This window comes from Stutzerimonas chloritidismutans (genome assembly GCF_038562055.1).
Taxonomy (GTDB): domain Bacteria; phylum Pseudomonadota; class Gammaproteobacteria; order Pseudomonadales; family Pseudomonadaceae; genus Stutzerimonas; species Stutzerimonas chloritidismutans_A.
In genome coordinates, this window is record NZ_JBCFXD010000012.1 from 90,081 (window position 1) to 115,602 (window position 25,522).

Annotated in this window: 25 protein-coding genes; 10 read left to right on the forward strand and 15 right to left on the reverse strand. The window is 62.2% G+C overall.

Translation table 11 applies throughout. The annotated features are described in order from the left end of the window. Positions 1–15 precede the first annotated feature (15 nt). Both AAGW23_RS17440 and AAGW23_RS17445 read right to left on the reverse strand, forming a co-directional pair. A complete protein-coding gene (locus tag AAGW23_RS17440) occupies positions 16–2,166 on the reverse strand; it encodes an adenosylcobalamin-dependent ribonucleoside-diphosphate reductase (protein ID WP_342407598.1) in 2,151 nt (716 codons plus the stop codon). A 152-nt stretch (positions 2,167–2,318) separates the two neighbouring features. Beyond that, a complete protein-coding gene (locus tag AAGW23_RS17445) occupies positions 2,319–3,374 on the reverse strand; it encodes a zinc ABC transporter substrate-binding protein (RefSeq protein ID WP_342407599.1) in 1,056 nt (351 codons plus the stop codon). A 65-nt stretch (positions 3,375–3,439) separates the two neighbouring features. Between AAGW23_RS17445 and zur the strand changes: the two genes are divergently transcribed. From zur to AAGW23_RS17465, 4 genes are read left to right on the forward strand one after another with little or no spacing between them, the layout of a single operon-like run. Continuing rightward, positions 3,440–3,925, forward strand: coding sequence for a zinc uptake transcriptional repressor Zur (gene zur / locus AAGW23_RS17450; protein ID WP_342407600.1), 486 nt, complete (start codon positions 3,440–3,442; stop codon positions 3,923–3,925). Further along, the gene (znuC, locus tag AAGW23_RS17455; protein ID WP_342407601.1) at positions 3,922–4,692 is read left to right on the forward strand and encodes a zinc ABC transporter ATP-binding protein ZnuC; all 771 of its coding nucleotides are present in this window, start codon (positions 3,922–3,924) and stop codon (positions 4,690–4,692) included. The genes zur and znuC overlap by 4 nt, the downstream gene beginning before the upstream one ends. Then, positions 4,692–5,477, forward strand: coding sequence for a zinc ABC transporter permease subunit ZnuB (gene znuB / locus AAGW23_RS17460; RefSeq protein ID WP_342407602.1), 786 nt, complete (start codon positions 4,692–4,694; stop codon positions 5,475–5,477). The genes znuC and znuB overlap by 1 nt, the downstream gene beginning before the upstream one ends. Positions 5,478–5,481: 4 nt before the next feature. Beyond that, entirely contained in the window at positions 5,482–5,973 is a 492-nt protein-coding gene (locus tag AAGW23_RS17465) for a M48 family metallopeptidase (RefSeq protein ID WP_342407603.1), read from the forward strand. An 81-nt stretch (positions 5,974–6,054) separates the two neighbouring features. On the opposite strand, the gene katE is transcribed toward AAGW23_RS17465, so the two are convergent. Next, positions 6,055–8,199, reverse strand: a complete 2,145-nt coding sequence (gene katE, locus AAGW23_RS17470; protein WP_342407604.1) for a catalase HPII — start codon at positions 8,197–8,199, stop codon at positions 6,055–6,057. Between the two features lie 259 nt (positions 8,200–8,458). On the opposite strand from katE, the gene AAGW23_RS17475 reads away from it, so the two are divergent. The 5 genes from AAGW23_RS17475 to AAGW23_RS17495 all read left to right on the forward strand — a co-directional run bounded on the left by AAGW23_RS17475 (position 8,459) and on the right by AAGW23_RS17495 (position 14,178). Beyond that, the gene (locus AAGW23_RS17475; protein WP_342407605.1) at positions 8,459–9,478 is read left to right on the forward strand and encodes a methionine ABC transporter ATP-binding protein; all 1,020 of its coding nucleotides are present in this window, start codon (positions 8,459–8,461) and stop codon (positions 9,476–9,478) included. Next, a complete protein-coding gene (locus tag AAGW23_RS17480; RefSeq protein WP_342407606.1) occupies positions 9,478–10,155 on the forward strand; it encodes a methionine ABC transporter permease in 678 nt (225 codons plus the stop codon). The genes AAGW23_RS17475 and AAGW23_RS17480 overlap by 1 nt, the downstream gene beginning before the upstream one ends. Before the next feature lie 43 nt (positions 10,156–10,198). After that, the gene (locus AAGW23_RS17485; protein WP_342407607.1) at positions 10,199–10,972 is read left to right on the forward strand and encodes a MetQ/NlpA family ABC transporter substrate-binding protein; all 774 of its coding nucleotides are present in this window, start codon (positions 10,199–10,201) and stop codon (positions 10,970–10,972) included. Between the two features lie 302 nt (positions 10,973–11,274). Further along, positions 11,275–12,006, forward strand: coding sequence for a hypothetical protein (locus tag AAGW23_RS17490; protein WP_342407608.1), 732 nt, complete (start codon positions 11,275–11,277; stop codon positions 12,004–12,006). Positions 12,007–12,012: 6 nt separating this feature from the next. Further along, on the forward strand, positions 12,013–14,178 hold the full coding sequence (locus AAGW23_RS17495; RefSeq protein WP_342407609.1) for a lipase family protein: 2,166 nt from the start codon (positions 12,013–12,015) through the stop codon (positions 14,176–14,178). A gap of 166 nt (positions 14,179–14,344) precedes the next feature. Here AAGW23_RS17495 and AAGW23_RS17500 read toward each other — a convergent pair whose 3' ends face one another. The 7 genes from AAGW23_RS17500 to AAGW23_RS17530 all read right to left on the reverse strand — a co-directional run bounded on the left by AAGW23_RS17500 (position 14,345) and on the right by AAGW23_RS17530 (position 20,252). Next, positions 14,345–15,112 (reverse strand): heme ABC transporter ATP-binding protein, encoded by a 768-nt coding sequence (locus AAGW23_RS17500; RefSeq protein WP_342407610.1) that lies wholly within the window; start codon positions 15,110–15,112, stop codon positions 14,345–14,347. After that, positions 15,112–16,149, reverse strand: coding sequence for an iron ABC transporter permease (locus AAGW23_RS17505; RefSeq protein WP_342407611.1), 1,038 nt, complete (start codon positions 16,147–16,149; stop codon positions 15,112–15,114). Before AAGW23_RS17505 ends, AAGW23_RS17500 begins: the two co-directional genes overlap by 1 nt. 123 nt (positions 16,150–16,272) lie before the next feature. Continuing rightward, positions 16,273–16,908 carry an SCO family protein gene (locus tag AAGW23_RS17510; RefSeq protein ID WP_342407612.1) on the reverse strand — a complete coding sequence of 212 codons (636 nt, stop codon included), beginning with the start codon at positions 16,906–16,908 and terminating at the stop codon, positions 16,273–16,275. A gap of 20 nt (positions 16,909–16,928) precedes the next feature. Continuing rightward, positions 16,929–17,828 (reverse strand): heme o synthase, encoded by a 900-nt coding sequence (gene cyoE, locus AAGW23_RS17515; RefSeq protein WP_342407613.1) that lies wholly within the window; start codon positions 17,826–17,828, stop codon positions 16,929–16,931. A gap of 10 nt (positions 17,829–17,838) precedes the next feature. Continuing rightward, entirely contained in the window at positions 17,839–18,900 is a 1,062-nt protein-coding gene (locus tag AAGW23_RS17520; protein WP_342407614.1) for a COX15/CtaA family protein, read from the reverse strand. Positions 18,901–18,957: 57 nt separating this feature from the next. After that, on the reverse strand, positions 18,958–19,539 hold the full coding sequence (locus AAGW23_RS17525) for a hypothetical protein (RefSeq protein ID WP_342407636.1): 582 nt from the start codon (positions 19,537–19,539) through the stop codon (positions 18,958–18,960). A 5-nt stretch (positions 19,540–19,544) separates the two neighbouring features. Beyond that, on the reverse strand, positions 19,545–20,252 hold the full coding sequence (locus tag AAGW23_RS17530) for an SURF1 family protein (RefSeq protein WP_342407637.1): 708 nt from the start codon (positions 20,250–20,252) through the stop codon (positions 19,545–19,547). Between the two features lie 81 nt (positions 20,253–20,333). Between AAGW23_RS17530 and AAGW23_RS17535 the strand changes: the two genes are divergently transcribed. Further along, entirely contained in the window at positions 20,334–20,537 is a 204-nt protein-coding gene (locus AAGW23_RS17535) for a twin transmembrane helix small protein (RefSeq protein ID WP_342407615.1), read from the forward strand. Between the two features lie 5 nt (positions 20,538–20,542). Here the strand turns inward: AAGW23_RS17535 and AAGW23_RS17540 are convergent, their stop codons facing one another. The 5 genes from AAGW23_RS17540 to AAGW23_RS17560 all read right to left on the reverse strand — a co-directional run bounded on the left by AAGW23_RS17540 (position 20,543) and on the right by AAGW23_RS17560 (position 25,284). Next, entirely contained in the window at positions 20,543–21,442 is a 900-nt protein-coding gene (locus AAGW23_RS17540; RefSeq protein ID WP_102837210.1) for a cytochrome c oxidase subunit 3, read from the reverse strand. After that, a complete protein-coding gene (locus AAGW23_RS17545; protein WP_102837211.1) occupies positions 21,439–22,020 on the reverse strand; it encodes a cytochrome c oxidase assembly protein in 582 nt (193 codons plus the stop codon). The genes AAGW23_RS17540 and AAGW23_RS17545 overlap by 4 nt, the downstream gene beginning before the upstream one ends. A 23-nt stretch (positions 22,021–22,043) precedes the next feature. Then, complete coding sequence (gene ctaD, locus AAGW23_RS17550; RefSeq protein WP_102837212.1) at positions 22,044–23,672, reverse strand: cytochrome c oxidase subunit I; 1,629 nt, start codon at positions 23,670–23,672, stop codon at positions 22,044–22,046. A gap of 12 nt (positions 23,673–23,684) precedes the next feature. Continuing rightward, positions 23,685–24,818, reverse strand: a complete 1,134-nt coding sequence (coxB, locus tag AAGW23_RS17555) for a cytochrome c oxidase subunit II (protein ID WP_342407616.1) — start codon at positions 24,816–24,818, stop codon at positions 23,685–23,687. Positions 24,819–25,032: 214 nt separating this feature from the next. Continuing rightward, positions 25,033–25,284, reverse strand: a complete 252-nt coding sequence (locus tag AAGW23_RS17560; protein WP_342407617.1) for a hypothetical protein — start codon at positions 25,282–25,284, stop codon at positions 25,033–25,035. Between the last annotated feature and the right edge of the window lie 238 nt (positions 25,285–25,522).

The window sequence follows — 25,522 nt, forward strand, 5'->3', positions numbered from 1 at the left end:
GCTATCGGTCAGGGCTCAGTACTTGCCGTAATAGCCTTCTTTGAGGGCGTCGAACAGGTTGGCAGCAGAATTGACTTCCCCGTCATACTCGACCTCTTCGTTGCCTTTCAGCTCGACCACGCTGCCGTCTTCGAGAATGAAGCGGTACAGGGTCTTTTCCAGATCGGCCTCCTTGACCAGCACGCCCTGGAACGCCGCCGGGTTGAAGCGGAAGGTGGTGCAGCCCTTTAGGCCCTGGCGCCAGGCGTAACGGTAGATGTCCTTGAAGGCCTCGAACGGATAGTCGGTGGGCACGTTGGCGGTCTTGGATATCGACGAGTCGACCCACTTTTGCGCCGCAGCCTGGATGTCCACGTGCTGGGTTGGGGTGACATCGTCAGCGGTGATGAAATACTCCGGCAGCTGCTCGCCCGGCTCGGTCGAGCCGGGCTTGGCGCGCGAATTAATCAGGGTGCGATAGGCCAGCAATTCGTAGCTGAACACCTCGATCTTTTCCTTGGCCTTGCGCCCAGCGCGGATCAGGTTGCGCGAGTAATGATGCGCGAAGCTCGGTTCGATACCGTTTGAGGCGTTGTTGGCCAGGCTCAGACTGATGGTGCCGGTGGGCGCGATGGAGCTGTGGTGGGTGAAGCGCGCGCCCTGCTCGGCCAGCTGATCGATCAGCTCGGGCGCGTATTCGGCGATCTTTTGCATGTAGCGCGAGTACTTCGCGTGAAGTACGCGCCCCGGCACCTGGTCGCCCAGCTTGTAACCATCGGCTTTCATTTCCGGACGCTTGCGCAGCATCTCGGCGGTGACTTCGAAGATTTCGGTCAGCAGAGGTGCCGGCCCCTTTTCCTTTGACAGATCCAACGCCACTTCCCAGCCAACCAGCGCCATCTCCCGAGCGACCTCTTCGGTGAACACGCAAGCTTCGGCGCTGCCATAGCGTAGTTTGAGCAAGGTCAGCGCCGAACCGAGCCCGAGGAAACCCATGCCGTGGCGGCGCTTGCTCTCGATTTCGTGACGCTGCTGCGCCAGTGGCAGGCCGTTGATCTCCACCACGTTGTCCAGCATCCGGGTGAATACCCGAACCACTTCACGGTATTTGTCCCAGTCGAAGCGCGCGTCAGGACCGAAAGGGTCGATGACGAAATGGGTGAGGTTGATCGAGCCCAGCAGACAGGAGCCGTACGGCGGCAGCGGTTGCTCGCCGCAGGGGTTGGTCGCGCGAATCGCTTCGCACCACCAGTTGTTGTTCAGCTGGTTGACCCGGTCGATCAGGATGAAGCCCGGCTCGGCGTAATCGTAGGTGGAGACCATGATCATGTCCCACAAATGTCGCGCCTTGACCCGCCCGTAGATCCTGCAGGCCACCAGGCCGTCGTCACGCACGATGTAGCCGTCATGGCTCGGCCATTCGCGCCACAGCACCTGTTCGGCGTCGCTCAGATCGAGCTCGGCTTCTTCCTTCAGGTGCAGCGGAAAGATCAACGGCCAATCCGCGTCGGCTTCTACCGCCTGCATGAATTCGTCAGTGATCAGCAAGCTGAGGTTGAATTGCCGCAGCCGGCCGTCTTCGCGTTTGGCGCGGATGAATTCGCGCACGTCCGGATGACCGACATCAAAGGTCCCCATCTGTGCACCGCGGCGCCCGCCGGCAGAGCTGACGGTAAAGCACATCTTGTCGAAGATATCCATGAACGACAGCGGACCGCTGGTATGCGCGCCTGCACCGGACACGAAGGAGCCGCGCGGGCGCAGGGTGCTGAATTCGTAACCGATGCCGCAGCCGGCCTTGAGCGTCAAGCCGGCCTCATGGACCTTGCCGAGGATGTCGTCCATCGAGTCGGCAATGGTGCCGGAAACGGTGCAGTTGATCGTCGAGGTGGCCGGTTTGTAGTCCTGCGCGCCTGCGTTGGAAATGATCCGTCCGGCGGGGATGGCGCCATTGCGCAGCGCCCAGAGAAATTGCTGATACCAGAGCTCGCGGGTTTCCGCATGTTCGACGTCAGCGAGTGCCCGCGCGACCCGCTGCCAGGTGTCATCGACGCTGTCGTCGACCGCGCTGCCGTCTTTGCGTGTTAGCCGGTATTTCTGCGCCCAGATGTCTTCGGAGGCCACCTGCAGGGCAATTTCAGGGGTGGTTTTCGTCTCTGCCGCGATGGGCCCGTCCGTCTTCGCCATGCGCTGCGCATCCTCGTGTCGATGGAGTGGAAACCAAAGCACGAAGCATAGTCACGGGCGCCAGAAGCACTATGACGCGCATCAAGTCGGCCGACGGACGACCCGGATAGGCGCCCGCCAGCGCGGGGCCGCCGGGCACGCTGAACTGAGGGTCAGAGCGATTCCAGACATTCCGCCAGCGAGCTGCCGAGATCCTCGATCAACTGCTCGTAGCCGCCCGCCGAGGCGTCGATGCCATAACCCAGCGCGTCCAACTCGGTGACCGTCACTGGCAATCCACGGATCAGACTATCCGCCAGGCGCGGACGAACCGGAGGTTCGTAGAACACGCAGCTCGGACCGGACTGCTCCAGGCGCTCACGCATGGCGGCCACATGCCGCGCGCCGGGCTGGGCTTCGCCACCGGCGCTGAATACGCCGGCGTGTTTGATCCCATAAGCGGCTTCGAAATAATCGAAGGCCTCGTGAAAGACGAAGAACGGCTTGGTTCGGGTTTCGCTCAGGCGCTGGCTGAGCCGCTTATCGAGCGCATCCAGCCGCTGCTTGAATGCGGCCAGGTTGGCTCGGTAGCGCTCGGCATTGACCGGATCGGCCTTGGCCATGTCCAGCGCCATGCCTTCGGCGATGGTCAGCGCATTGGCGGGCAACAACCAGAGGTGCGCGTCGAGGCTGCCGGGACGATGGGCGTGATCGTGTTCGTCGTGGTCAGCGGCCTGAGCGTGAGTGGCTTCACGAGCGTGGTCGTCATGCTCATCATGGGCCTGTTCTGAATGCTCGGCGTGCTCATCGTCGTGCGCATCATGTGCATGCTCGTCGTGGGCATCGTGCTCGGCCTCGTGATCATGGTCGTGGTCGCTGGCTGCCTCGCCGAAATGGCGCAAGGTCAGTCCGGGCAGCGACTGTACCGCCACGCTCGGCCGCTTGCGGCCCTCCAGCACCGGCGCGAGAAAGCCCTCCATGTCCGGACCGATCCAGTAGAACAGGTCGGCGCTGCGAAGCTGCCGTACGTCGGACGGGCGCATCGCGTAATGGTGAGGCGAGGCACCCGGCGGCAGCAGAACGGCGGGTTTGCCAACGCCGTCCTGAACGGCAGCAGCGATCAGCTGCAGCGGCTTGATGCTGGTCAGCACCTCGATTTCAGCATGGGCCTGGGCGCTGCTGAAAAGACTGACGGTCACTAGAAGCGGTATCGAAAAAAGACGAAACACGGGCAACACTCGATTGAACTGAATGGGTAACATAATAACGTCTCTCAGCCACATCGTCTTCGCTCATGCCCAAGTCTCCGCTGGCCTGCACGCCCCACGATCACCACCACTGCGTCAGCCATGCACTGGCCGAAGCCGACCTCCTGTGCGAGCGCTCGGGCGTGCGCCTGACTGCTCTGCGCAAGCGCGTGCTGGAGCTGGTCTGGCAAAGCCACAAGCCGCTCGGCGCCTATGACATCCTCGCCGAGCTGACGGCGCAGGACGGCCGCCGCGCCGCGCCGCCCACGGTATACCGCGCGCTGGATTTTCTGCTTGAGAACGGGCTGGTGCACCGCATCGCTTCGCTCAACGCGTTCATCGGCTGCAATCACCCCGAACACCCGCACCAGGGCCAGTTTCTGATCTGCCGCAACTGCCACACCGCCATTGAGCTCGAACAAGCTGCCATCAGCGAGGCCATCGACCAGGCCGCGCGCAGCGTCGGCTTCCAGGTCGAAGGCCAGACGGTCGAAGTGGTCGGCCTCTGCGCATCCTGCAGGCACGCGGCATGAACGAAGCGCTGATCCGCCTGGACGATATTCATGTCCGCTTCGCCAACCAGGCGGTGCTCGAAGGCGCTCAGCTGCAGGTTCATCGTGGCGAGATCGTGACCCTGATCGGCCCCAACGGCGCCGGCAAGACCACCCTGGTGCGTGCCGTGCTCGGCCTGCTCAAGCCGGACAGCGGCACGGTCTGGCGCAAACCCAAACTGCGGGTTGGCTATATGCCGCAGAAGCTGAACGTCGACCCGACCCTGCCGCTGTCAGTGCTGCGCTTCCTGCGCCTGGTGCCGGGTGTGGACCGCGCCGCGGCACTGGCGGCACTCAAGGAAGTAGGCGCCGAGCATGTTATCGACAGTCCGCTGCAATCGGTTTCCGGCGGCGAGATGCAACGGGTGCTGCTGGCCCGCGCCTTGCTGCGTGAGCCGGAGCTGCTGGTGCTGGACGAGCCGGTCCAGGGTGTCGATGTGGCCGGCCAGGCTGAGCTCTATCGGCTGATCGGACGGCTGCGCGAGCGTTACGGCTGCGGCGTGCTAATGGTTTCTCATGACCTGCACCTGGTGATGAGCGCCACCGACCAGGTGGTCTGCCTGAACCGCCACGTCTGTTGTTCCGGCCACCCGGAACAGGTCAGCGCTGATCCGGCGTTCGTCGAACTGTTCGGCCAGGACGCGCGCAGCCTGGCCGTCTATCACCATCAGCACGACCACAGCCATGACCTGCACGGCAGCGTGGTTACCGTCAAACCCCATATTCACGGCCCGAACTGCAAGCACTGATGCCAGATTTCCTACTCAATGCCCTGCTCGCCGGCCTCGCGCTGGCGCTGGTCGCCGGCCCGCTTGGTTCGTTCGTCGTCTGGCGGCGCATGGCCTATTTTGGCGACACCCTCTCGCATTCTGCGCTGCTCGGCGTGGCGCTGGGTTTGATGCTGGAGGTTAACCTGACCCTGGCGGTGATCGTCTGCTGCGTGCTGCTGGCGGTGCTGCTGGTGACCCTGCAACAGCGCCAGCCGCTGGCCTCCGACACGCTGCTGGGCATCCTCGCCCATAGCACGCTGTCGCTCGGACTGGTGTCGCTGAGCTTCATGCAGGACGTGCGCATCGACCTGATGGGCTATCTGTTCGGCGACCTGCTGGCGGTCAGCCCCAGCGACCTGGCCTGGATCGTCGGTGGCAGCGCCGTGGTGCTGCTGGCGCTGATACCGCTGTGGCGACCCCTCCTGGCGGTCACCGTGCATGAGGAGCTGGCCAAGGTCGAGGGCCTGCCGGTGGCAGCGATCCGCCTGGCCCTGATGCTGTTGATTGCGATGGTGATTGCCGTGGCGATGAAGATTGTCGGGGTGCTGCTGATCACCTCGTTGCTGATCATTCCCGCCGCCGCGGCCCAACGCCATGCCCGCACGCCCGAACAGATGGCGCTGGGTGCCAGCCTGATCGGGCTGCTCGCCGTGTGCATGGGCTTGTCATTGTCCTGGTACGAGGACACCCCCGCGGGCCCGTCCATCGTGGTGTCGGCTGCGGCGTTGTTCCTGCTCAGTTTTGCCTGGCGACGCAGGGCCTGATCCGATGGCACCCCTGAAATACCTGAGCGGTTACCCCGAGTCGCTGCAGCAGCAGATCCGCCAGTTGATCGCCGAAGGACGCCTGGGCGACTACCTCAAGCGCCGATACCCGCAACGCCACCAGGTACAAAGCGACAAGGCGTTGTACGGCTATGTGCAGCAGCTGCGCCAGAGCCATCTGAAAAGCGCGCCGAACATCGACAAGGTGCTCTACGACAACCGCCTCGACCTGACCCACCGCGCCCTCGGCCTGCACACCGCGGTGTCGCGGGTGCAAGGTGGCAAACTCAAGGCCAAAAAGGAAATCCGTGTCGCCGCGCTGTTCAAAGACGCGGCGCCGGAATTCCTCCAGATGATCGTCGTGCACGAGCTGGCGCATTTACGCGAGAGCGATCACAACCGTGCCTTCTACAAACTCTGCGAACACATGATGCCGGGGTATGCGCAAACCGAGTTCGACCTGCGTTGCTACCTGCACTGGCGTGAGCTGAGCTGACCGCACGGCCGACACCCATCGTCCAGACGCAAAAAAGGCGGCCCGGAATCAACCGAGCCGCCTTGTTTCACGCTACCGCGATCAGGCTGGCACCTGCTCCGCCGCCGCCTCGCGCGCCCAGACACGGTGCTGCGAGAGCGCCTGAGCAAAGGCCGAGAACACCGTCGCGACATCGCCGTCGTCACCGGTGACCAGACCGGCATCTTCCGGCAGGTTCAGCGCCGTAAGCAGCTGCCGCGCCTCGCCCAGCACCGCGATCGGTTTGAGGTGCTTGTAGGCTTCGAGCAGGTAGTGCTTGGCCACGCCGTTCTTGGCCATGGCTTGCACGCTCTGCGCGCCACCAGGCATGAACACCGCGTCGAAGGCAATCGACGGCATGCCATCCATCGCCGCGTCAGGGGTGAGCATCTTGCCGTCGGCCGTTTTGACCGGCGCCGGTGACGGGCCGATCAGCTTGGCCAGCGCGCCTTCATCGGCCAGTTTCTGCTGGAATGTCTCTATGGCTTTGCCGTCCACGCCATTGGCGATCAGGATCGCAACCTTGCGCGACTTGATGTTGCCGGGCAGATGGTTCATCAGACTCAGTGCAGGCGAGCTGGCCGGGTTCGGCTGCTTGAGGCTGACGGTCGGTGCGGTCGGCGGTGTCACGCCAATGTTCTCGGCCACCCGACGTGCCAGCTCCAGATCGATGTTGGCGAGGATCTCGTTGACCTGCCGCTCACGTATGAACACGCGCTCGACCTTGCCCAGTTCGAAGCTGTAAGCACCGATGATGTGTTCCTTCTCCGGTTCGCTCATGCTGTTCCAGAACAACGTGGCCTGGGAGAAGTGATCGCTGAACGATGGGCTACGCGCCCGCACCTTGTGCCCTTCCATGCGCTCCGGATAGCTCTCGAAACCACCACCACTGGCAGCAGGCGGAGTTTCCTTCGGCCAGCCGCTGTCGACGGAGTTGGGCTCGTAGTTGGCGCGGCCCTTGTTGATCTTCTGACGGTGAAGGGCGTCGCGCTGGTTGTTGTGCACCGGCGCAATGGAACGGTTGATCGGGATCTCGTGGAAGTTCGGCCCACCAAGGCGCAGCAACTGGGTATCGGTGTAGGAAAACAACCGGCCCTGCAGCAGCGGATCGTTGCTGAAATCGATACCCGGCACGATATGGCCGATATGGAACGCGGCCTGCTCGGTCTCGGCAAAGAAGTTGTCGGGGTTGCGATTGAGGGTCATCTTGCCGAGCAGCTGCACCGGCACCAGCTCTTCGGGGATGATCTTGGTCGGGTCGAGCAGGTCGAAGTCGAACTTGTGCTCGTCGGCCTCTTCCACCACCTGCACACCCAATTCCCACTCGAAGTAGTCGCCCATTTCGATGGACTCCCACATATCACGGCGGTTGAAGTCCGGGTCCTTGCCGGCCAGCTTCAGGGTCTCGTCCCAGATCAGCGAGAACGCACCGGAGACCGGCTTCCAGTGAAACTTGACGAAGCGGCTGGTGCCCTCGGCATTGACCAGGCGGAAAGTATGCACGCCGAAGCCTTCCATCGCCCGCAGGCTGCGCGGGATGCCGCGGTCGGACATGGCCCAGATGACCATATGCGCCGACTCAGGCGTCAGCGAGACGAAGTCCCAGAAGCTGTCATGAGCCGACTGGCCCTGCGGGATTTCGTTGTGCGGCTCGGGCTTCACCGCGTGGACGAAGTCAGGAAACTTGATGGCGTCCTGGATAAAGAACACCGGCATGTTGTTGCCAACCAGGTCGAAAATACCTTCGTCGGTGTAGAACTTGGTGGCGAAACCGCGCACGTCGCGAACGGTATCGGCCGAGCCGCGTGAGCCCTGTACGGTGGAGAAACGCGTGAAGACCGGCGTCTCCTTGCCTTTGCTCGCGAGAAAAGACGCCTTGGTCAGGGCGCTGTGGTCGTCGTAGCTGACGAACACACCATGGGCCGCCGAGCCACGGGCGTGCACGATGCGCTCCGGAATGCGCTCGTGGTCGAAGTGCGTGAGCTTCTCACGCATGATGAAGTCTTCGAGCAATGACGGGCCACGCTCGCCGGCACTCAAGGTGTTCTGGTTGTCAGCGATTTTCACGCCCTGGTTGGTGGTCAGCGCCTGGCCGGTGGCGTCGCTGCGTGCGCCCTCAAGCTGGTCGAGTTTGGCGTTGTGGTTCTTGCGGTCGACGGTGTCGGTACCGGCAACTTCGCTGTGCTTTGGATCTTTGTTGTCCGTCATCTTGAGCCTCGGTTGAGCCTATGTGCCTAACCGCGAAGGGACCTGGCCGACTTGGGCCGGATGCATCAATTCACGGCATACCGGTTAGTGACCCTACAAAGTCGCTCAAGGTTGCGCCTTACGTCGATTAGCCCCCGCTATCGCACCGATGGCTTGCCTCAATCGCAGCAGTTCCCTACGCCCAGGAGCTGCAAACGCGTAGAATGCACGCCTTTCGCCACTACCCAGGCACCTACGACCGCACCCACAAGGTTCGCCCGTGATCGAATTTCAGCAAGTCCACAAAACCTATCGGGTTGCCGGCCGGGGCACCGCTCGTGAAGTGCCTGCGCTTAAGCCGACCGAACTGACCATCGGTGCCGGCGAAGTGTTTGGCCTGATTGGCCATTCCGGCGCCGGCAAGAGCACCTTGCTGCGCCTGATCAACCGTCTTGAAGAACCGTCCGGTGGTCGCATCCTGGTCAACGGAGAAGATGTCACCGCACTCGACGCCAATGGCCTGCGCCGCTTCCGTCAGCGCGTCGGGATGATCTTTCAGCACTTCAATCTATTGATGTCCAAGACCGTGGCTGACAACGTTGCCATGCCGCTGCGCCTAGCCGGCAATCATTCACGCAGCGAGATCGACAGCCGCGTCGCCGCCCTGCTCGACCGCGTCGGGCTCAAGGATCAGGCACGCAAGTACCCGGCGCAGCTGTCGGGCGGTCAGAAGCAGCGCGTCGGCATCGCCCGCGCCCTGGCCACCGAGCCGGACATCCTGCTCTGCGACGAAGCCACCAGTGCCCTCGACCCGCAGACCACCGCCTCGGTGCTGCAGTTGCTCGCCGAAATCAACGCCGAACTGAAGCTGACCATCGTGCTGATCACGCACGAGATGGACGTGATCCGCCGCGTGTGCGACCGCGTTGCGGTGATGGATGGCGGCACCATCGTCGAACAGGGTCCGGTCACCGAGGTCTTCCTGCACCCGAAGCACCCGACCACGCAACGCTTCGTGCTTGAGGACGAAGCGATCGACGAAGGGGAGCAGCACGATGATTTCGCCCATGTACCGGGGCGGATTCTGCGGCTGACCTTCCAGGGTGACGCCACCTACAAACCCCTGCTCGGCACGGTGGCACGGGAGACCGGGGTGGACTTCAGCATCCTCTCGGGCCGCATCGACCGTATCAAGGACACGCCCTATGGCCAGCTGACCCTGTCCCTGGTGGGTGGCGACATGGCCGCAGCCCTGGCCCAGCTGGATGCCGCTGACGTTCACGTGGAGGTACTGCGCTGATGGACGCCTTGTTCGGCTCTTTGTTTACCAACGTCGACTGGTACGAAATCTGGCTGGCAACCCTGGACACCCTGCTGATGCTCGGCGGGTCGTTGCTGTTTACCATCATTCTCGGCCTGCCGCTCGGCGTGCTGCTGTTCCTCACCGGCCCGCGTCAACTGTTCGAAAACGGCCCGCTGTACGGCTTTTTGTCCTTCGTGGTGAACGTGCTGCGCTCGTTGCCGTTCATCATTCTGCTGATCGTGATGATCCCCTTCACGGTGCTGGTCACCGGCACCTCGCTAGGGGTGGCCGGGGCGATCCCGCCGCTGGTGGTGGGCGCGGCGCCGTTCTTTGCGCGACTGGTGGAAACCGCGCTGCGTGAGGTTGATCGGGGCATCATCGAGGCCACCCAGGCCATGGGCGCCACGACCCGGCAAATCATTTTCAACGCCCTGCTGCCGGAGGCTCGTCCAGGCATCATTGCCGCCGTGACCGTCACCGCCATCACGCTAGTCTCCTACACCGCCATGGCCGGCGTGGTCGGTGCGGGCGGGCTCGGCGACCTGGCCATCCGCTTCGGCTATCAACGTTTCCAGACCGACGTCATGGTCGTCACCGTGGTGCTGCTGCTGGTCCTGGTTCAGGTCCTGCAGAGCCTCGGCGACAAGTTGGTAACGCATTTTTCAAGAAAATAACTGCCTAACCGGCACCGCTACAGGAACCCACAAGGAACCCTCCATGAAAAAACTGCTTGCTGCCTTCGCCGCCGTTGCGGCTTTCTCCGTCCACGCCGCCGATGAACTGAACGTCGCCGCGACAGCCGTTCCGCACGCGGAAATCCTCGAATTCGTCAAACCCCAGCTGGCCGAACAGGGCGTCGACCTGAAGGTGAAAGTCTTCACCGACTACGTGCAGCCGAACATCCAGGTGGCCGAAAAGCGCCTGGACGCCAACTTCTTCCAGCATCAGCCGTACCTGGACGAGTTCAACAAGGGCAAGGGCACCGAACTGGTCAGCGTGACTGGCGTGCACATCGAGCCCTTCGGCGCTTACTCGAGCAAGCACAAGTCGCTTGAAGCGCTGCCCAAAGGCGCGACCGTCGTGATCCCCAATGACGCGACCAATGGCGGCCGTGCCCTGCTGCTGCTGCAGAAGGCCGGTGTGATCACACTGAAGGACGGCGCCGGCATCACCGCCACGCCGAAGGACATTGCCGAGAACCCGAAGAACATCAAGATTCGTGAGCTGGAAGCGGCCACCCTGCCGCGTGTGCTGACTCAGGTCGACCTGGCCTTGATCAACACCAACTACGCGCTGGAAGCCAAGCTGAACCCCACTGAAGATGCCCTGTTCATCGAAGGCAACGACTCGCCGTACGTGAACATCCTGGTGGCCCGTCCGGACAACAAGGACAGCGCCGCCATGCAGAAGCTGGCCAACGCCCTGCACAGCGACGCCGTGAAGCAGTTCATCAACGAGAAATACAAGGGCGCCGTGGTTCCGGCGTTCTAATCACAAGTCAGCTGTCGCCCTTAGAACCCCGCCTTGTGCGGGGTTTTTTATGAGCTGCTCACCGCCAATCAAAGCAGCCAGTGCCGAACGGGCAGAGTTTCAGTGAATTGATTCATGTCGCGGTCCCCCTGCTGTTGAGGTCGCCTGGCTAGTACGTCAGTCTGCAGTCGCGATTTATCTCCATGGATGGAACCGACATGCAAGCGGAAGCTGACGTAATACAGATTTTCCTCGCCACCAAGATCACCAAACAGCCCCATCGCTTCGATACCCAACCGCCCCGCTGTAGGGAGTTACACAGGATGCGATATATCCTCGCTCGGCCATTCGGCCTTTCCCTTCTCGCAACGGCACTCAGCGCCTGTAGTTCAGTGGCCTCGCTCACAGCTGACAGCTTTACTTTCCAAGGGCAGCTACCCCCCAACTTCTCCATGCGAGCCCAGGCGCATTACGGCGTGGCTAACGGATGTGAGGGCCGCAGCCAGGCACGCTCATTCGAGAGCGGCTTTCAGGACGGGCCGCAGCAGTATCGCTTCAAGATTCCCGTCAGCTACCGCGACGGCCTTTGCGAGATGCAGCTGGCCCGTGTCGGGCTGTACATCCATGGCCGCTACGGCGAAAAGGACTGGCAACGCACCTATGACAATGGTGGCCTGGTGCTGGTCGACGCTTTGCCACAAGGCGCGCCCGATTTCGACGCGGAGGGCCACCTGAACAAGACGGCTGAATGCACATGGCTGTTTCAGCTAAGCAAGGCGCACTCACGGAAAGGGCAAGTCAGCAAGCTCCTGAGCTGCAAGGGTGCGGGCGCACATCTGGTGCGTAGCGAACTGGCGGGTAAGACGGTGCGGTTGGATATCCAGACCAACCCAGAGGAAAGGCCCTACAGAGACGATACATGGCTCCGGTTTCCAGAAGGCTGGAAGCCATGTTTACCGAAAGAAGGCTGGCAACGCTGCCAAAAGCCACCATTGTTCCAAACCTTTAAAATGAACGGTCAGGAATGCACCGTTTATCCCAACTGCAAGGAATGATCAGGGATGAATGACATGGAAAAAAAGGGCAACCCAACAACGCTGGCCTGCCCCCATCGGACAGACTGGATAAGCTTTCGGCTGGTTGACGAACATGGCGACGGTAAACCTTACGCCGAACTGGCCTATGTGCTGCACGACAGTCAGGGGCAACTATATGAGGGAGCGCTAGACAGCGAAGGTTTGGCAGTTATTAGTGGCATCTACTGCGGCCCTGCGGTGCTTGAGCTACCCGGACTGGATAGCGCTGGCCTAGAGTCGTGGTACGAGGAACTGGTCATCAGAGATTCCTTCAAGATACCTCTAACCAATTTGCAGATCGCTGCCGAGCAATCCCCGTCAGGCCCCCGCCGACCTAATGGCCACACCTACCTTGCAGAAGAGCGCGCCAGAATCGAAACCGCCCGTTTTATGCGCGTGGAAGTCAGCGACCTGGTCGAGGCCAAGGGACATCTGCCCGACCCTGATCCAACCTGGCAGCCCGAGCCCTCTGCAATGCTCAAGCACAACGCCGGGCTGGCTTCGGCATGCACCGGCGTCGCGCTGAGGCCCAACTCTCACCACATACTGGAAATCAAAGCGCTTCGGGCCTACAACCTTCTGCTCTCGCGCGACAAGGCGTTTTGTGCGATCAACGCCTACCATTTGGCGGTCATGAGCACCTTCGTATATGCACCATTCGGCGAGCCGAAGCAGCCGAACGGTGCTTATACTTCCAGCCCGCCTCCCTATAAACGCAGCGGGAGCATTGGGCATGTGCTGCACGAGCAATTGGCGCGCTTGGATAAAGCTACCGCGTTCGATAGTGCGCGCTATCACCTGCTGTATGAAGAAGTACCTTATTCCAAGCGGCTGGAGATCATGCCCTACGACCCGGCTCGCTACCAAGACGAGGCCACTAAAGGCTGGGCCAATCCGGAAGATGTTCATTTTCTTTACGACGAAGAGACGGACACCCAGGCCTTCATTTCACATAACGATAAGCTGGTGCTCATCTCCATCCGGGGTACGCTGGGAGCGCCGGACATCTTGCGAGACCTGGACGCGCGCCAGGTTCCTTACGCGGAAGGCTCAGGCCAAGCCCACCGAGGATTTTATGACTCGTTCCAAGCCGCAAAGGAATTCGTCGAGCGCTATTTGGACGCGTTCTATACGGGCGAGCAAACCCTGATCATTTGTGGCCATAGCCTCGGGGGCGCCGTTGCACTGCTGTTAGCAGAGTGGCTGCGAACAAACTGGTCGCGAGACATTCAGCTCTACACCTTCGGCGCCCCACGCGCCGGCGACCGAGCCTTTGTACAGAGTGCCCAAGAGCTGGTCCATCACCGTCTTGTCAATCACAACGACCCAATCCCCGCCGTCCCCTTCGCCTGGCTGGATGCCGAGTGGAGGATGGCCAGCGCCGGTACCGTGGTGCTGTTCAGCTCACCCTTGCTGGGTGTGGCGCTGCTCCTGGGCGGGTTGCTCAACTTGCAGGGCGACCCTTACGAACACCATGGTCAACAACGCCACTTCGTACCCCGCAAGCCCGGCGGCGGTAGCGAAGTATCCATACTCTGGCAACCCAACTGCGCCTTGATCGACGAACAGGCTTGTGCACGCTATGTCGGTGCCATTGATCTGCAAGGCGATATGCCAAAGCGAATGTCCTTCATCGAACAGGCATTCGCTGGTGCAGAGCATTCCTCGGACAGTGGCTATAGCCGTGCCATGCTCACCACGCTGCTGCGCTGGAATGCAGGTGTTGAAGAGCGGAAGGGTGTCTTGTTCACGCCCAGTGAACTCCACGACATCGACAAGCTGATCCAACTGGCCGAAGCCGAGCTGGCCAGTTGGCAGCCTCGAGATTTCATGGAGTTTCGCCGGGCAGTTAGAGTGCATCACGACTCCCGCTTCTATAACAAATCCGACCTGGAACTCCGCCAGATGTACGACGCGGGCATCGCCTTGGCACGCTCGCTAGGCAGGCAGCAACGAGAGGCGTTGGGGCGCGCCAGAGAGCGGTTGCTAAACGAGTCGAGCAGACGCCTTACCGCTCCCGATGTGTTTGGAGACTTGACTCATCGGCACGACTTGCCCGTATTAGTCGGGCAGTGGAGATCGCTGGAAGAAAACCAACGGGCGGAGAAACTCGCCCATACAACCCAACGCCTGGGGCGTCAGTACGCCTGATACCCGGGAACGCTGAGCCCTTTACCAACGTTGGTTGAAAGACTTGGTTGCTTGCCCGCCGACCGAGCTAGGGGCCTAGAAGCGTGCGCCTAACACAGGCGCTTCTAATGACGTGCCACGTCCACCGGATACACGTCTGCTTATTGTTACTAGCGCTGCCTGCTCCTCAGCGCACCACCACCAGCGGGTGCCCCCGTTCGGGATGGCGCTGCACCAGCACATCCAGGCCGAACGCCTCACGCAGCGGATCAGGCTGCAGCACCGCTTCGACCGGACCCTGCAGATGCGCTCGCCCCTCGTGCAGGAGCAACAACCGATCGCAGTAGCGCGCCGCCAGATTGAGGTCATGCAGGATCACCAGCACGGCGGCGCCACGCTCGGCGAACCCGCGTACGGCCTGCAGAGTGCTGTGCTGATGCAGCGGGTCGAGGGCTGCGGTCGGTTCATCGAGCAGGAGCACCCGGCCTTCAGCACCCGGCCACAGTTGCGCCAGGACCCGCGCCAGGTGCACCCGCTGCCGCTCGCCACCGGACAGCGACAGGTAGCTGCGGCCTATCAGATGGCTGGCGTCGGCCGCCGCCAAAGCCTGCTGGACGATGCGCGCATCCGCCGTGCGCCCTTCGGCATGAGGTAAGCGCCCCATGGCCACCACCTCCTCCACGCGAAAGCCAAAGCTCAGGCTGGACTGCTGCGCAAGCACGGCCAGGCGCCTTGCGCGCTCACGCGACGGCCAATCGTGCAACGGGCGGTCAGCCAGAAGCATCTGCCCGGCGCTGGGGGAGAATTCACCGCTGAGCGCACCGAGCAGTGTGCTCTTGCCCGCGCCATTGGCGCCCAGTACGCCAAGGATCTCCCCCGCCTGCAGTTGAAGATCGATGCCTTGCAGCACGCGACGGTCGCCACGCCGCACCTCGACGGCTTCAGCGCGGAGCATCAGTGGCGTTCCCGAAGCAGGAGAAAAAGGAAGAAGGGTGCGCCGAGCAGTGCCGTAACGATGCCGATGGGCAGCTCTGCCGGTGCCAGCAGCAATCGAGCCAGCAGATCGGCGAAGAGCAACAGACTGGCACCCGCCAGCGCCGAGGCCGGCAACAGCACCCGGTGATCCGGTCCGCTGAGCAGGCGAATCAGATGCGGCACCACCAGCCCGATAAAGCCGATCAGCCCCGCCGCGGCCACCGCGGCGCCGACGCCAAGGGCGGTGAGAAACACCAGTTCGCGTTTGAGCCCTTCCACCGAAAAGCCGAGGTGGCGGGCTTCGGACTCGCCCAGAAGCAAGGCGTTGAGCGCAGCCGCGCGGCGCGGCAGCCAGACCGCCACTCCGGCGGCGATCACCAGCAACGGCCACAGGCGCGCGTAGCTTGCGCCATTGAGGCTGCCCAGGTTCCAGAACGTCAGGGTACGCAGCGTGGCGTCATCGGCCAGGTAGGTGAAGAGACCGATGACGGCTGCCGCCAGCGCAGTCAAGGCGACCCCCGCGAGCAGCATGGTGGCGACGCGGGTCTGACCGTCGCGCCGCCCCAGCCGATACACTGCCGCCGTCACCAGCAGTCCGCCAGCAAAGGCACTGGCGGACAACAGATAAGGTTCCAGGGCGGTCGGTATGCTGCCCACTGCCGAGCCCCATACGATCGCCACCGCCGCACCCAATGCAGCGCCGCTGGACACGCCGATCAGCCCGGGATCGGCCAGCGGGTTGCGAAAGAGCCCCTGCATGGCGACGCCGGTCATGGCCAATACGGCTCCGACCGCGAGCCCCACCAGCGTGCGCGGTAAGCGAATCTGCCCAAGGATAAGTTCGGCCTGCGCCCGTTGCGGATCGGTTTGACCAAGCCCCGCCAGGCTCATGACTGCGCGCCACGTATCGCCCGGCGAGAGACTGACCGGCCCAAGCGCCAGCGATAGCCAGATTGACAGCAGCAGCATGACCGCCAGCAGTGCGAACAACGGGCGCGGGGGTAGGACTCGGGTCATTGGGAGTTGTCGGTTAGGGCCCGCATGAAAGGATAAAAGGCTGTGAACAGCGCCGCCAGTTAGGCCGATTCAGACGCACGAGCGCGCAATGACCACGACGCCGGAACACTGCCGACGCGCGGGTCAACCCTCACTACTTATGAAGACAGGTAACTGTTCAGCCAGCTTTTCAGCGCGCAGCGGGCCGCGGACGAATCCGCGCAGGCGGCCGTCCGGGCCGATCAAGGCAAGGTTGCCGCCGTGGTCGACGGTGTAATTTTCTTTCGAGGTGTCGGCGGGAATGAAGGGCACGCCCACGGCATTGGCCAGGGTCTGAATATCGTCCAGCGGGCCGGTCAGGCCGATGAATCCGGCGCCGAAGTAATCCAGATACTTCTTCAGTTGCTCCGGCGTATCGCGCTCAGGATCGACACTGACAAGGATTGGCTGCAGCTGCTGGTTGACCTCATCGGGCCATTGGCTGCGCAGCTGGCGCAATTCGGCCAGGGTGGCGGGGCAGATGTCCGGGCAAAAGGTGTAGCCAAAGAACAGCAAGTGCCACTTGCCTTGGAGGTCGTGCGTGGAAACGGGCTGGCCGTCCTGGTTGGTCAGTGTCACATCGGGTACATCGCGCCCCTGGGGCAGGATGACGATACCGGCATCGAGCAGCTCGGCAGTGTCGAGCGGCTGCCCGGTGTTGAGTACCTTGTAGACCGTTAGGCCAATGACCAGCGCAACCAGTGCAACGAGAATGAATACGGTTTTCTGGATGCGTGTCATGAGGGTCCTTGTCGGCCGGCTTAAAAGGTCAGCGGCAGATAATGATCAACCAACAAAGCGATGAACAGCGCGAACAGATACCAGATGCTGAATTTGAAGGTCTTGATCGCCGCATGGGGGCGGCTGTCGCGATACAGCACCACGGCCCAGAACAGGAAGCGTGCGCCCAGCAGCACGGCGGCAGCGAGGTACAGCGGGCCACTCATGTGGATGGCAAAAGGCATGACGCTGACCGCCAGCAACATCGCGGTGTAGAGCAGGATATGCACCTTGGTGTAGTGCTCGCCATGGGTCACCGGCAGCATCGGCACGTTGACCTCGGCGTACTCGTCCTTGCGGTGAATCGCCAGTGCCCAGAAGTGCGGAGGGGTCCAAGCGAAGATGATCAGCATCAGCAGCAGCGGTTCGGCCGTCACCTGCCCGGTTACCGCAACCCAGCCGAGCAGCGGTGGCGCGGCGCCTGCCAAGCCGCCGATCACAATGTTCTGCGGCGTGGCGCGTTTGAGAAAGCCGGTGTAGATCACCGCGTAGCCCACCAGGGAAGCCAATGTCAGCCAGGCGGCCAGAGCGTTGGTGAAGGTCAGCAGCAGCGCCATTCCGGCGACACTGAGCACCAGGGCGAACAGCAAGGCGGCGGCCGGCGCGACCCGGCCTTGTGCCAACGGCCGCTTATGGGTGCGCGCCATTTCCAGGTCGATGCGCCGATCCACCACATGGTTGATTGCTGCCGCGCCACCGGCACAGAGGGCGATGCCCAGGTTGCCAAACAACAGAACCGTCCACGGCACACCGGAGCGTGTCGCGAGAAACATACCCACCAGTGAAGTGATGAGCATCAGGACTACCACCCTGGGTTTTGTCAGCTCGAGGTAGTCGCGCCAGATGGCCTGGGCGCCGCGTTCGCTGATGAGAGTGGCCATGGGATTCTCCTTATGCGCGAGGCAGGTCGAGCCTACTCGTCGTGTTCGAATTCAGATGCGGCTGAGGCGCCAGTACGGCGGCAACCGATGGGGCAAGGCGGAGGCGATGGTTGATCAGCACGGTCACCAGCAGCAGCAACGCACCGCCGCCGTTATGCGCGACCGCGACCGCCAATGGCAGATTGAGCAACACGTTACTGATGCCCAGCCCGACTTGCAGGGCCAAGGCGGCCATAAGCAGGCCGGCCAGCCGTGGCAACCCGTTGCGCCAAAGCTGCCAGCAGAGCACCAGCAGGATCAGCGTCACGCTAAGCGCGCCGAGTCGGTGTGTCAGGTGAATGGCCGTGCGCGCTTCGCCATAGAGCATGCCGCCGAGGTAATTCGGGCCGATGTCGTGATGGGTCAGGTTGAAAGCGTTGGCGAAATCCATCTGCGGCCACCACTGGCCATGGCAGGTCGGGAAATCGGTGCAGGCCACAGCCGCGTAATTGCTGCTGACCCAGCCGCCCAGCGCTACCTGAATGATCACCGCGAACAGGCTGATGAACGCCAAGGTTCGGAGCCTCGCCGGCACGCTCGGCATCATCGGGCGTCGGCCGGACAGGCGCAGCGTCAGCAGGAACAGGAGGCTCAACGTGGTAAAGCCGCCCAGCAGATGCGCCGTGACCACCTGCGGCCAGAGTTGCAGGGTCACTGTCCACATGCCGAACGCGGCCTGAGCGATGACGACCGCGAGCAGCAGCAAGGGAAGTTTGAGCGGCTGTCCCGGCTCGTTACGACGGCGTAGCGCCTGCACCGCGAGCCCGAGGATAACCAGCCCCAGCGCACCGGCGAAGTAGCGATGCACCATCTCATTCCAGCCCTTGTGCACCTCCAGCGGCGCATCCGGGAAGCGCATCGCCGCGAGGTTCTGCTTGTCTTCGCTCATGGGTACGCTGAGAAAGCCGTAGCAGCCCGGCCAGTCCGGGCAACCGAGGCCGGCATGGGTCAGCCGTGTATAGGCGCCGAGCAACACCACCACGACTGCCAATAGCGTGGCGACAAAGGCGAGGCGGTAGCCGGGTTTTGCCATCTGCTTCTCCTTGAGCGACCTCTTTGAGACTCCAGCGAGGCGGCTGAGTGCCTTGGATCAACCGATCTGGGAGATTTTCAGCAGGTGTTTGAGGTCATCGAGGATCGCCTTTCCGTTGGCCTTGCCGTCATAACGCAGCACCAGATTGCCGTGGGGATCGACGATCCACAGCTGCGCACCCTGCGGTAAATCACGATTGGCGCCGTATACGTCAGGGTTCAGGGCATAGCGCTGCAACTGGGGATACTCACGCTGCAGGCGCTGGTCATACTCGGCAGCCAAGGGCTGCGCACTGGCGAGGGCATGGCTGGCCCGGCCTGCTTCGCGGGCCAGGCCGATATTGATCTGACGGGCCAGATAGACCAGCTGCTGACAGTCTTCGGCGCAACCCTGCGGTGCAGTGACCAGCAACTCCCAGCGCGGCTCAGCACCCACCGGCGCGGTGATACCCAGAGCATCGCGGCCCTGACCGGTGGCAACCAGCGCCCCGTCATAGGTGCGGGTTTCGGGCACCCAGAAACCGAAGCGGTACATGGCGCTTGCCAGCAGCATGGGGCCGATGACCACGGCGAGGATCAGCAGCAGTTGCAAACGTCCCCTGCGCCGTTGTGCCGGTGCAGCCTTGAAGGTCGGATTCATCGCGGTCACTGCTTGCTCCCCCGTGCCTGATGCACGCCGAAGTAGATGAACAACGCCAGCAGTGCCGCTGCCAGCGCAAACCATTGCACCGCGTAGCCGACATGCTGCTGCGGCTGCATAAAGGTCACTGGCCAGTCGGCCCGATAGGCCGCAGGGCCGGGTGCCAGCCGCAGCTGGTAGCCGACACCGTCGCGGCCAAGCAAGGTCCAGATGTCCTTCACGTCGACGTGGTTGATCAGCCGCGGCCAGCCTTCTGCCATCCGCCGGTTGAGAATGAACGGGTCGCCGGAAGGCACGTAGACCCAGGCGGACAGCTTCAGCGGGCGGTCTGGAGTATCGAATTTCGGGGGGATGCGCCGGTCCGGCCAGGGCAACCAGCCACGGTTGACCAACACCCAACGGCCGCTGGGCTGATCCTGAAACGGCTGCAGCAACTCGACGCCGACGCGGCCATCGCGGGTGCGGCTGTCCAGCAGGAAGCTGTGTTCGGCATCGAAGCGGCCCTGCAGGTTGACGCGTGCATAGGCCGGTTCCTGGAGCGTGTCGATCTGCTCCGGGCCGATGGGCGCAGCGGCTTCACGCGCTTCTTGACGAGCCAGCATGTCGCGCTTCTGCTCACCGCGCTCCAGCTGCCAGAAACCCAGCCAGACCAGTAACGGCAACAGACACAGCACCACAAGCGTGGGGATGACGCCCGGCTTGAAGCCGTTCATACCCTGCCCCGCGGCGTATTGATCGGGCTGGCTATACTGCACCCCCACTTCTCCAAGTTTCCCTGTTACGGCGGACCGCTCATGCTCAAGGCGGCAATTGTTCTGTTATTAGTAGCCACACTGGTCAGTCTGTTCAGTGGTCTGTTTTTTCTGGTCAAGGACGAAGGCCAAACCTCACGTGTGCTCACCGCCCTCTTCGTTCGCGTCTCCCTCACGGCATTGACTGTCGCCCTGATTGCATGGGGCTTCTATAGCGGGCAGCTGCAACCCGGTTTCGGCGCCTGATCGGCTTAAATCACGTAGACGAATACGAACAAGCCAATCCACACCACATCCACGAAGTGCCAATACCACGCCGCCGCCTCGAAACCGAAATGCTGCTCAGGCGTGAAGTGACCGCGGAAGCTGCGCACCAGCATCACCGTCAGGATGATTGCACCCATGGTCACGTGGGCGCCGTGGAAGCCCGTGAGCATGAAGAAGGTCGCGCCGTAGATGCCCGAGCCCAGAGTCAGGCCCAGCTCGGTGTAGGCGTGTATGTACTCTTCAATCTGCAATGTCAGGAAGGCGATGCCCAGCAGCACGGTGATTCCCAGCCCCAACTTGAGCTGCTTGCGGTGTGCCTTGCGCAGCGCATGGTGCGCCCAGGTCAGGGTGAAGCTGGAGGTCACCAGCAGGATAGTGTTGATCAGTGGCAGACCCCACGGGCTGATGGTGCCCTCCGGCGCGGGATAGACACCCGGGTCGGGATTGTTCAGCAGCGGCCAGCTGTACTCGAAGTTCGGCCAGAGCATGGCGCTGACGCCCTTGTCGCCTTCACCGTCTAGCCAGGGGCCTACCCAGTAGCGGATGTAGAACAGCACGCCGAAAAAGGCGAGAAAGAACATCACCTCGGAAAAGATGAACCAGCTCATGCCCCAGCGGAAGGAGCGGTCCATCTGCGCGCTGTACAGTCCCGCGCGGCCCTCACGGACCACCGCCCCGAACCAGCCGAACATCATGTAAGCGATCAGCAATGCGCCGATAAAAAAGATGATCGGCCCGCTGATCTCGTCGCGGCCGGCCTTGAGGTCGTTGAACCAGCTGCCCAGGCCGAAGACGGTCGTCAGTAGCGCCAAGGTTCCCACAATCGGCCATTTGCTCTGGGCGGGAACGTAGTAGTTCTCGTGCGTGGTGGTCTGTTGGCTCATTGCAGACTCTCCTTGGTCGCCACCAGATGCGCCGGATCAACGAGGGCGACGGGAGGTTGGCGGGACGTGATGTCGAACAGGGTGTAGGCAAGCGTCAGGTGACGCACATCCGCAGGTAGATCACGATCGACGATGAAACGTACCGGCATTTCGATACGCTCACCGGGTTGCAGCACTTGCTGGGTAAAGCAGAAACACTCGGTCTTGTGAAAATAGGCCGCCGCCTTTGAGGGCGACACGCTGGGCACCGCCTGCGCCGTCATCGGTTTGTCTGTCGGGTTATAGGCAATGAAGCGCATCTCGCGGCTGGAGCCGGGATGAACATTGAGCTGGTCCGCCACCGGCTTGAATTCCCAGACCATCCCCGAGGCGTTGGTGGCGAGAAACTGCACCCGCACCTCACGCGCCTCGTCTACGGTCTGCGCCCCTTCATAGGCGCCCGCCGTCTTGCCGTTGATGCCGAAGGCCTTGCACATGACGTCATAGATCGGCACCAGCGCGAAGCCGAAGGCGAACATCGCCACGACCACCAGCAACAGTCGACGAACCAGGCGGCCCAGCGGCAGCTCAGTGTTCATGGCGAGTCCTCGGAGCCGGCAGGCTAGTCATGTTTCGGACCTGTCCGATGCTCGTGCAGCTCCTCCACCGAAGGCGGCACGCTGAAGGTGTGGTATGGCGCCGGTGACGGCACACTCCACTCCAGACCCTCAGCACCGTCCCAAGGCTTGGCAGCAGCAATCGGGCCGCCCCGGATGCACTTGATGACGATGAACAGGAACAACAGCTGTGTGGCGCCGAACATGAAGGCGCCAATGCTGGAGACCATGTTGAAGTTGGCGAACATCATGTTGTAGTCCGGGATCCGTCGCGGCATGCCGGCGAGCCCGACAAAGTGCATCGGGAAGAACGCCAGGTTCATGCCGACAAAGCTCATCCAGAAGTGCAGCTTGGCGAGGGTTTCGTCATACATGTGGCCGGTCCACTTCGGCAGCCAGTAATAGGCCGAGGCAAAGATGCCGAAGATCGCCCCCGGCACCAGCACATAGTGGAAGTGCGCCACCACGAAGTAGGTGTCGTGATACTGGAAGTCCGCCGGGGCAATGGCCAGCATCAGCCCCGAGAAGCCGCCGATGGTGAAGAGGATGACGAAGGCCACGGCAAACAGCATCGGCGCCTCGAAGGTCAGCGAGCCGCGCCACATGGTCGACACCCAGTTGAACACCTTCACCCCGGTGGGCACCGCGATCAGCATGGTGGCGTACATGAAGAACAACTCACCGGTCAGCGGGATGCCGACCGTGAACATGTGGTGCGACCAGACGATGAACGAGAGAAAGGCGATGGCGCCGGTGGCGTAGACCATCGAGGTGTAACCGAACAGCGGCTTGCGGCTGAACGCCGGAATGATCGAGCTGACCGCGCCGAACGCCGGCAGGATCATGATGTACACCTCGGGGTGACCGAAGAACCAGAACACGTGCTGGAACAGCACGGGATCGCCCCCGCCTGCCGCGCTAAAGAAGCTCGTGCCGAAGTGGATGTCCATCAGCATCATGGTCACCACGCCGGCCAGCACCGGCATCACCGCGATCAGCAGGAAGGCGGTGATCAACCAGGTCCAGACGAACAAGGGCATCTTCATCAATGTCATGCCCGGCGCACGCAGGTTGAGCACCGTGGCGACCACGTTGATCGCCCCCATGATCGAACTGATGCCCATCAGGTGAATGGCGAAGATAAAGAAGGTCACCGACTCCGGCGCATAGGTGGTCGACAGCGGCGCGTAGAAGGTCCAGCCGAAGTTCGGCCCGCCGCCCTCCATGAACAAGGTGGAAACCAGCAGTCCGAAGGCAGCCGGCAGCAGCCAGAAGCTGAAGTTGTTCATGCGCGGCAAGGCCATGTCCGGCGCACCGATCATCAGCGGGATCATCCAGTTGGCCAGGCCGACGAAGGCCGGCATCACCGCGCCGAAGACCATGATCAGCCCGTGCATGGTGGTCATCTGGTTGAAGAATTCCGGCTGCACGATCTGCAGGCCCGGCTGAAACAGTTCGGCGCGGATCACCATCGCCATCGAGCCGCCGAGCAGAAACGCGCAGAAGCTGAACCACAGGTACATCGAACCGATGTCCTTGTGGTTGGTGGTCAGCAGCCAGCGTGAGAGGCCCTTGGCCGGGCCGTGGTGATGGTCATGCCCGGCATGACCATGATCGTCGATCACTGCACTCATCACCTGATCCTCTTACTGGGTGGCTTCTTCGGCCTGTTTGAAGATGAGCACGTCTCTCGGCGTGACCATGTCGCCCGTGTCGTTACCCCAGGCGTGACGCTCGTAGGTCACTACTGCAGCGATATCGACTTCCGAGAGTTGCGGGCCGAAGGCAGGCATCGATGTGCCGGGAGAGCCCTTTACAACGATGCTGATATGGTTTTCCGCATCCCCCGTCGCTATCGGTGAGCCCTTCAGCGCCGGGAACATAGGCGGCAGCCCTTCGCCCGAAGCCTGGTGACAGGCCGCGCAGTTGGTCTGGTAGACCTTTTCACCCCGAGCGGTCAGCTCTTCGAGCGTCCATTCCTTGCTGGTCAGTTCGGCCAGCTTGGCGGCTTCAGCCTTCTTCCCGTCGAGCCAGGTGGCATAGTCCTCCTGGGATTTCACCTCGACCACCACCGGCATGAAGCCGTGGTCCTTGCCGCACAGCTCGGTGCACTGGCCGCGGTAAATGCCGGGCTGCTCGACGCGGGTCCAGGATTCGTTGATAAAGCCGGGGATGGCGTCCTTCTTCACCGCCAGATCAGGTACCCACCAGGAATGGATGACGTCCGCAGCAGTGATCAGGAAGCGCACCTTGGCACCTACGGGAATCACCAGCGGCTCGTCTACCTCCAGCAGGTAGTGCTCGCCTTTGGGGGCCAGGTTGTTGATCTGATCGCGGGGAGTGGTGAGGTTGCTGAAGAACTCGACGTCCTCACCCAGGTATTTGTAGTGCCATTTCCATTGGTAGCCGGTGATCTGGATGTCCACGTCCGATTCGGTGGGATCGTAGATATGGATGAGCGTGCGGGTGGCAGGCACCGCCATACCGACCAGAATCAGCAGCGGAATGATGGTCCAGAGCACCTCGACCTTGGTGTTCTCGTGGAAATGTGCCGAATCCAGCCGCTTGGAGCGGCGGTGGGCGAACATCGACCAGAACATCACCGCAAACACCAGCACGCCGATGATTACGCAGATCCAGAAGATGGTCATGTGCAGATCGAATACGGAGCGACTGACGTCCGTGGCGCCGGCGCGCATGTTCACGTCCCAGGCTGCCTGGGCCTGACCGAACAGCGACCACAGCCCCATCCCCATCCAGACTCGTGGATGTCGCGACATTGCGGGTTCCCCTTATGGTTCTTGTTATCCCGCCGACTACCTGTCCGGCCGCAGAGCGGAGCGAAACGCTCGCTAGGACGGCCTGACTACGCTCTGATCTGGCTCCCCCCAATGCCTGGTTGCCAGTCCTCGCTTTGCACGCGCAGTCGGATTCAATCGGTACGCTTACGATCGGAGTATAGACAGCGATGCAAGACTGGCAATTTCGTCAGGATCAGGCGCTGGCTTCTGCCGTGTGGTCGTTCTTTTTCACGCCGCGGATGTTCATCAACGCCAGGCACACCTGCAGCGTGATCAGCGCCCAGGCTTCGGCGGACCAGCCCCAGATGACCCACAGCAGGTTACTGAGCAGGAAGCACCAGAAGCCCACCGTTCGCCGTTGCGGTTTGAGCGAGCCGATCAGCCACGCTGCCAGAACCGTGACCACCATTGCCGGCCATTGCAGAAGATCGATAAAGACGTCCAATTCAGTCCTCCAGAACGAGCAGCAGCGCATCGGGGTCGCCGATGCGCTGCAATCAGAGAACGCGTCCCAAGCGCGCCCTTACCTGACAATGAGGGCGTCACCGCTGTGATTAGTTCCCGCCGTCCTGTCAGAGTGATGCAAGCGCTGCCTCGGACAGCTTGAGCGAGAGCTATTCGCGAGCAAGCTCGCTCCTACAGCAGCCGCACACGAGCCAGCGCTTCTTTCCGGCACCTTGCTC

Bases quoted from the DNA above. Each gene is read 5' to 3' on its own strand.
- AAGW23_RS17480 (WP_342407606.1), top strand. From the start codon at position 9,478: ATGGACGCCTTGTTCGGCTCTTTGTTTACCAACGTCGACTGGTACGAA.
- AAGW23_RS17465 (WP_342407603.1), top strand. From the start codon at position 5,482: ATGGCACCCCTGAAATACCTGAGCGGTTACCCCGAGTCGCTGCAGCAG.
- AAGW23_RS17540 (WP_102837210.1), bottom strand. From the start codon at position 21,442: ATGAGCCAACAGACCACCACGCACGAGAACTACTACGTTCCCGCCCAG.
- AAGW23_RS17530 (WP_342407637.1), bottom strand. From the start codon at position 20,252: ATGAACGGCTTCAAGCCGGGCGTCATCCCCACGCTTGTGGTGCTGTGT.
- cyoE (WP_342407613.1), bottom strand. From the start codon at position 17,828: ATGGCCACTCTCATCAGCGAACGCGGCGCCCAGGCCATCTGGCGCGAC.
- AAGW23_RS17495 (WP_342407609.1), top strand. From the start codon at position 12,013: ATGAATGACATGGAAAAAAAGGGCAACCCAACAACGCTGGCCTGCCCC.
- znuC (WP_342407601.1), top strand. From the start codon at position 3,922: ATGAACGAAGCGCTGATCCGCCTGGACGATATTCATGTCCGCTTCGCC.
- AAGW23_RS17525 (WP_342407636.1), bottom strand. From the start codon at position 19,539: ATGAATCCGACCTTCAAGGCTGCACCGGCACAACGGCGCAGGGGACGT.
- AAGW23_RS17535 (WP_342407615.1), top strand. From the start codon at position 20,334: ATGCTCAAGGCGGCAATTGTTCTGTTATTAGTAGCCACACTGGTCAGT.
- AAGW23_RS17500 (WP_342407610.1), bottom strand. From the start codon at position 15,112: ATGCTCCGCGCTGAAGCCGTCGAGGTGCGGCGTGGCGACCGTCGCGTG.
- coxB (WP_342407616.1), bottom strand. From the start codon at position 24,818: ATGTCGCGACATCCACGAGTCTGGATGGGGATGGGGCTGTGGTCGCTG.
- AAGW23_RS17490 (WP_342407608.1), top strand. From the start codon at position 11,275: ATGCGATATATCCTCGCTCGGCCATTCGGCCTTTCCCTTCTCGCAACG.
- zur (WP_342407600.1), top strand. From the start codon at position 3,440: ATGCCCAAGTCTCCGCTGGCCTGCACGCCCCACGATCACCACCACTGC.
- AAGW23_RS17510 (WP_342407612.1), bottom strand. From the start codon at position 16,908: ATGACACGCATCCAGAAAACCGTATTCATTCTCGTTGCACTGGTTGCG.
- AAGW23_RS17440 (WP_342407598.1), bottom strand. From the start codon at position 2,166: ATGGCGAAGACGGACGGGCCCATCGCGGCAGAGACGAAAACCACCCCT.
- AAGW23_RS17545 (WP_102837211.1), bottom strand. From the start codon at position 22,020: ATGAACACTGAGCTGCCGCTGGGCCGCCTGGTTCGTCGACTGTTGCTG.
- znuB (WP_342407602.1), top strand. From the start codon at position 4,692: ATGCCAGATTTCCTACTCAATGCCCTGCTCGCCGGCCTCGCGCTGGCG.
- ctaD (WP_102837212.1), bottom strand. From the start codon at position 23,672: ATGAGTGCAGTGATCGACGATCATGGTCATGCCGGGCATGACCATCAC.
- AAGW23_RS17485 (WP_342407607.1), top strand. From the start codon at position 10,199: ATGAAAAAACTGCTTGCTGCCTTCGCCGCCGTTGCGGCTTTCTCCGTC.
- AAGW23_RS17505 (WP_342407611.1), bottom strand. From the start codon at position 16,149: ATGACCCGAGTCCTACCCCCGCGCCCGTTGTTCGCACTGCTGGCGGTC.
- katE (WP_342407604.1), bottom strand. From the start codon at position 8,199: ATGACGGACAACAAAGATCCAAAGCACAGCGAAGTTGCCGGTACCGAC.
- AAGW23_RS17520 (WP_342407614.1), bottom strand. From the start codon at position 18,900: ATGGCAAAACCCGGCTACCGCCTCGCCTTTGTCGCCACGCTATTGGCA.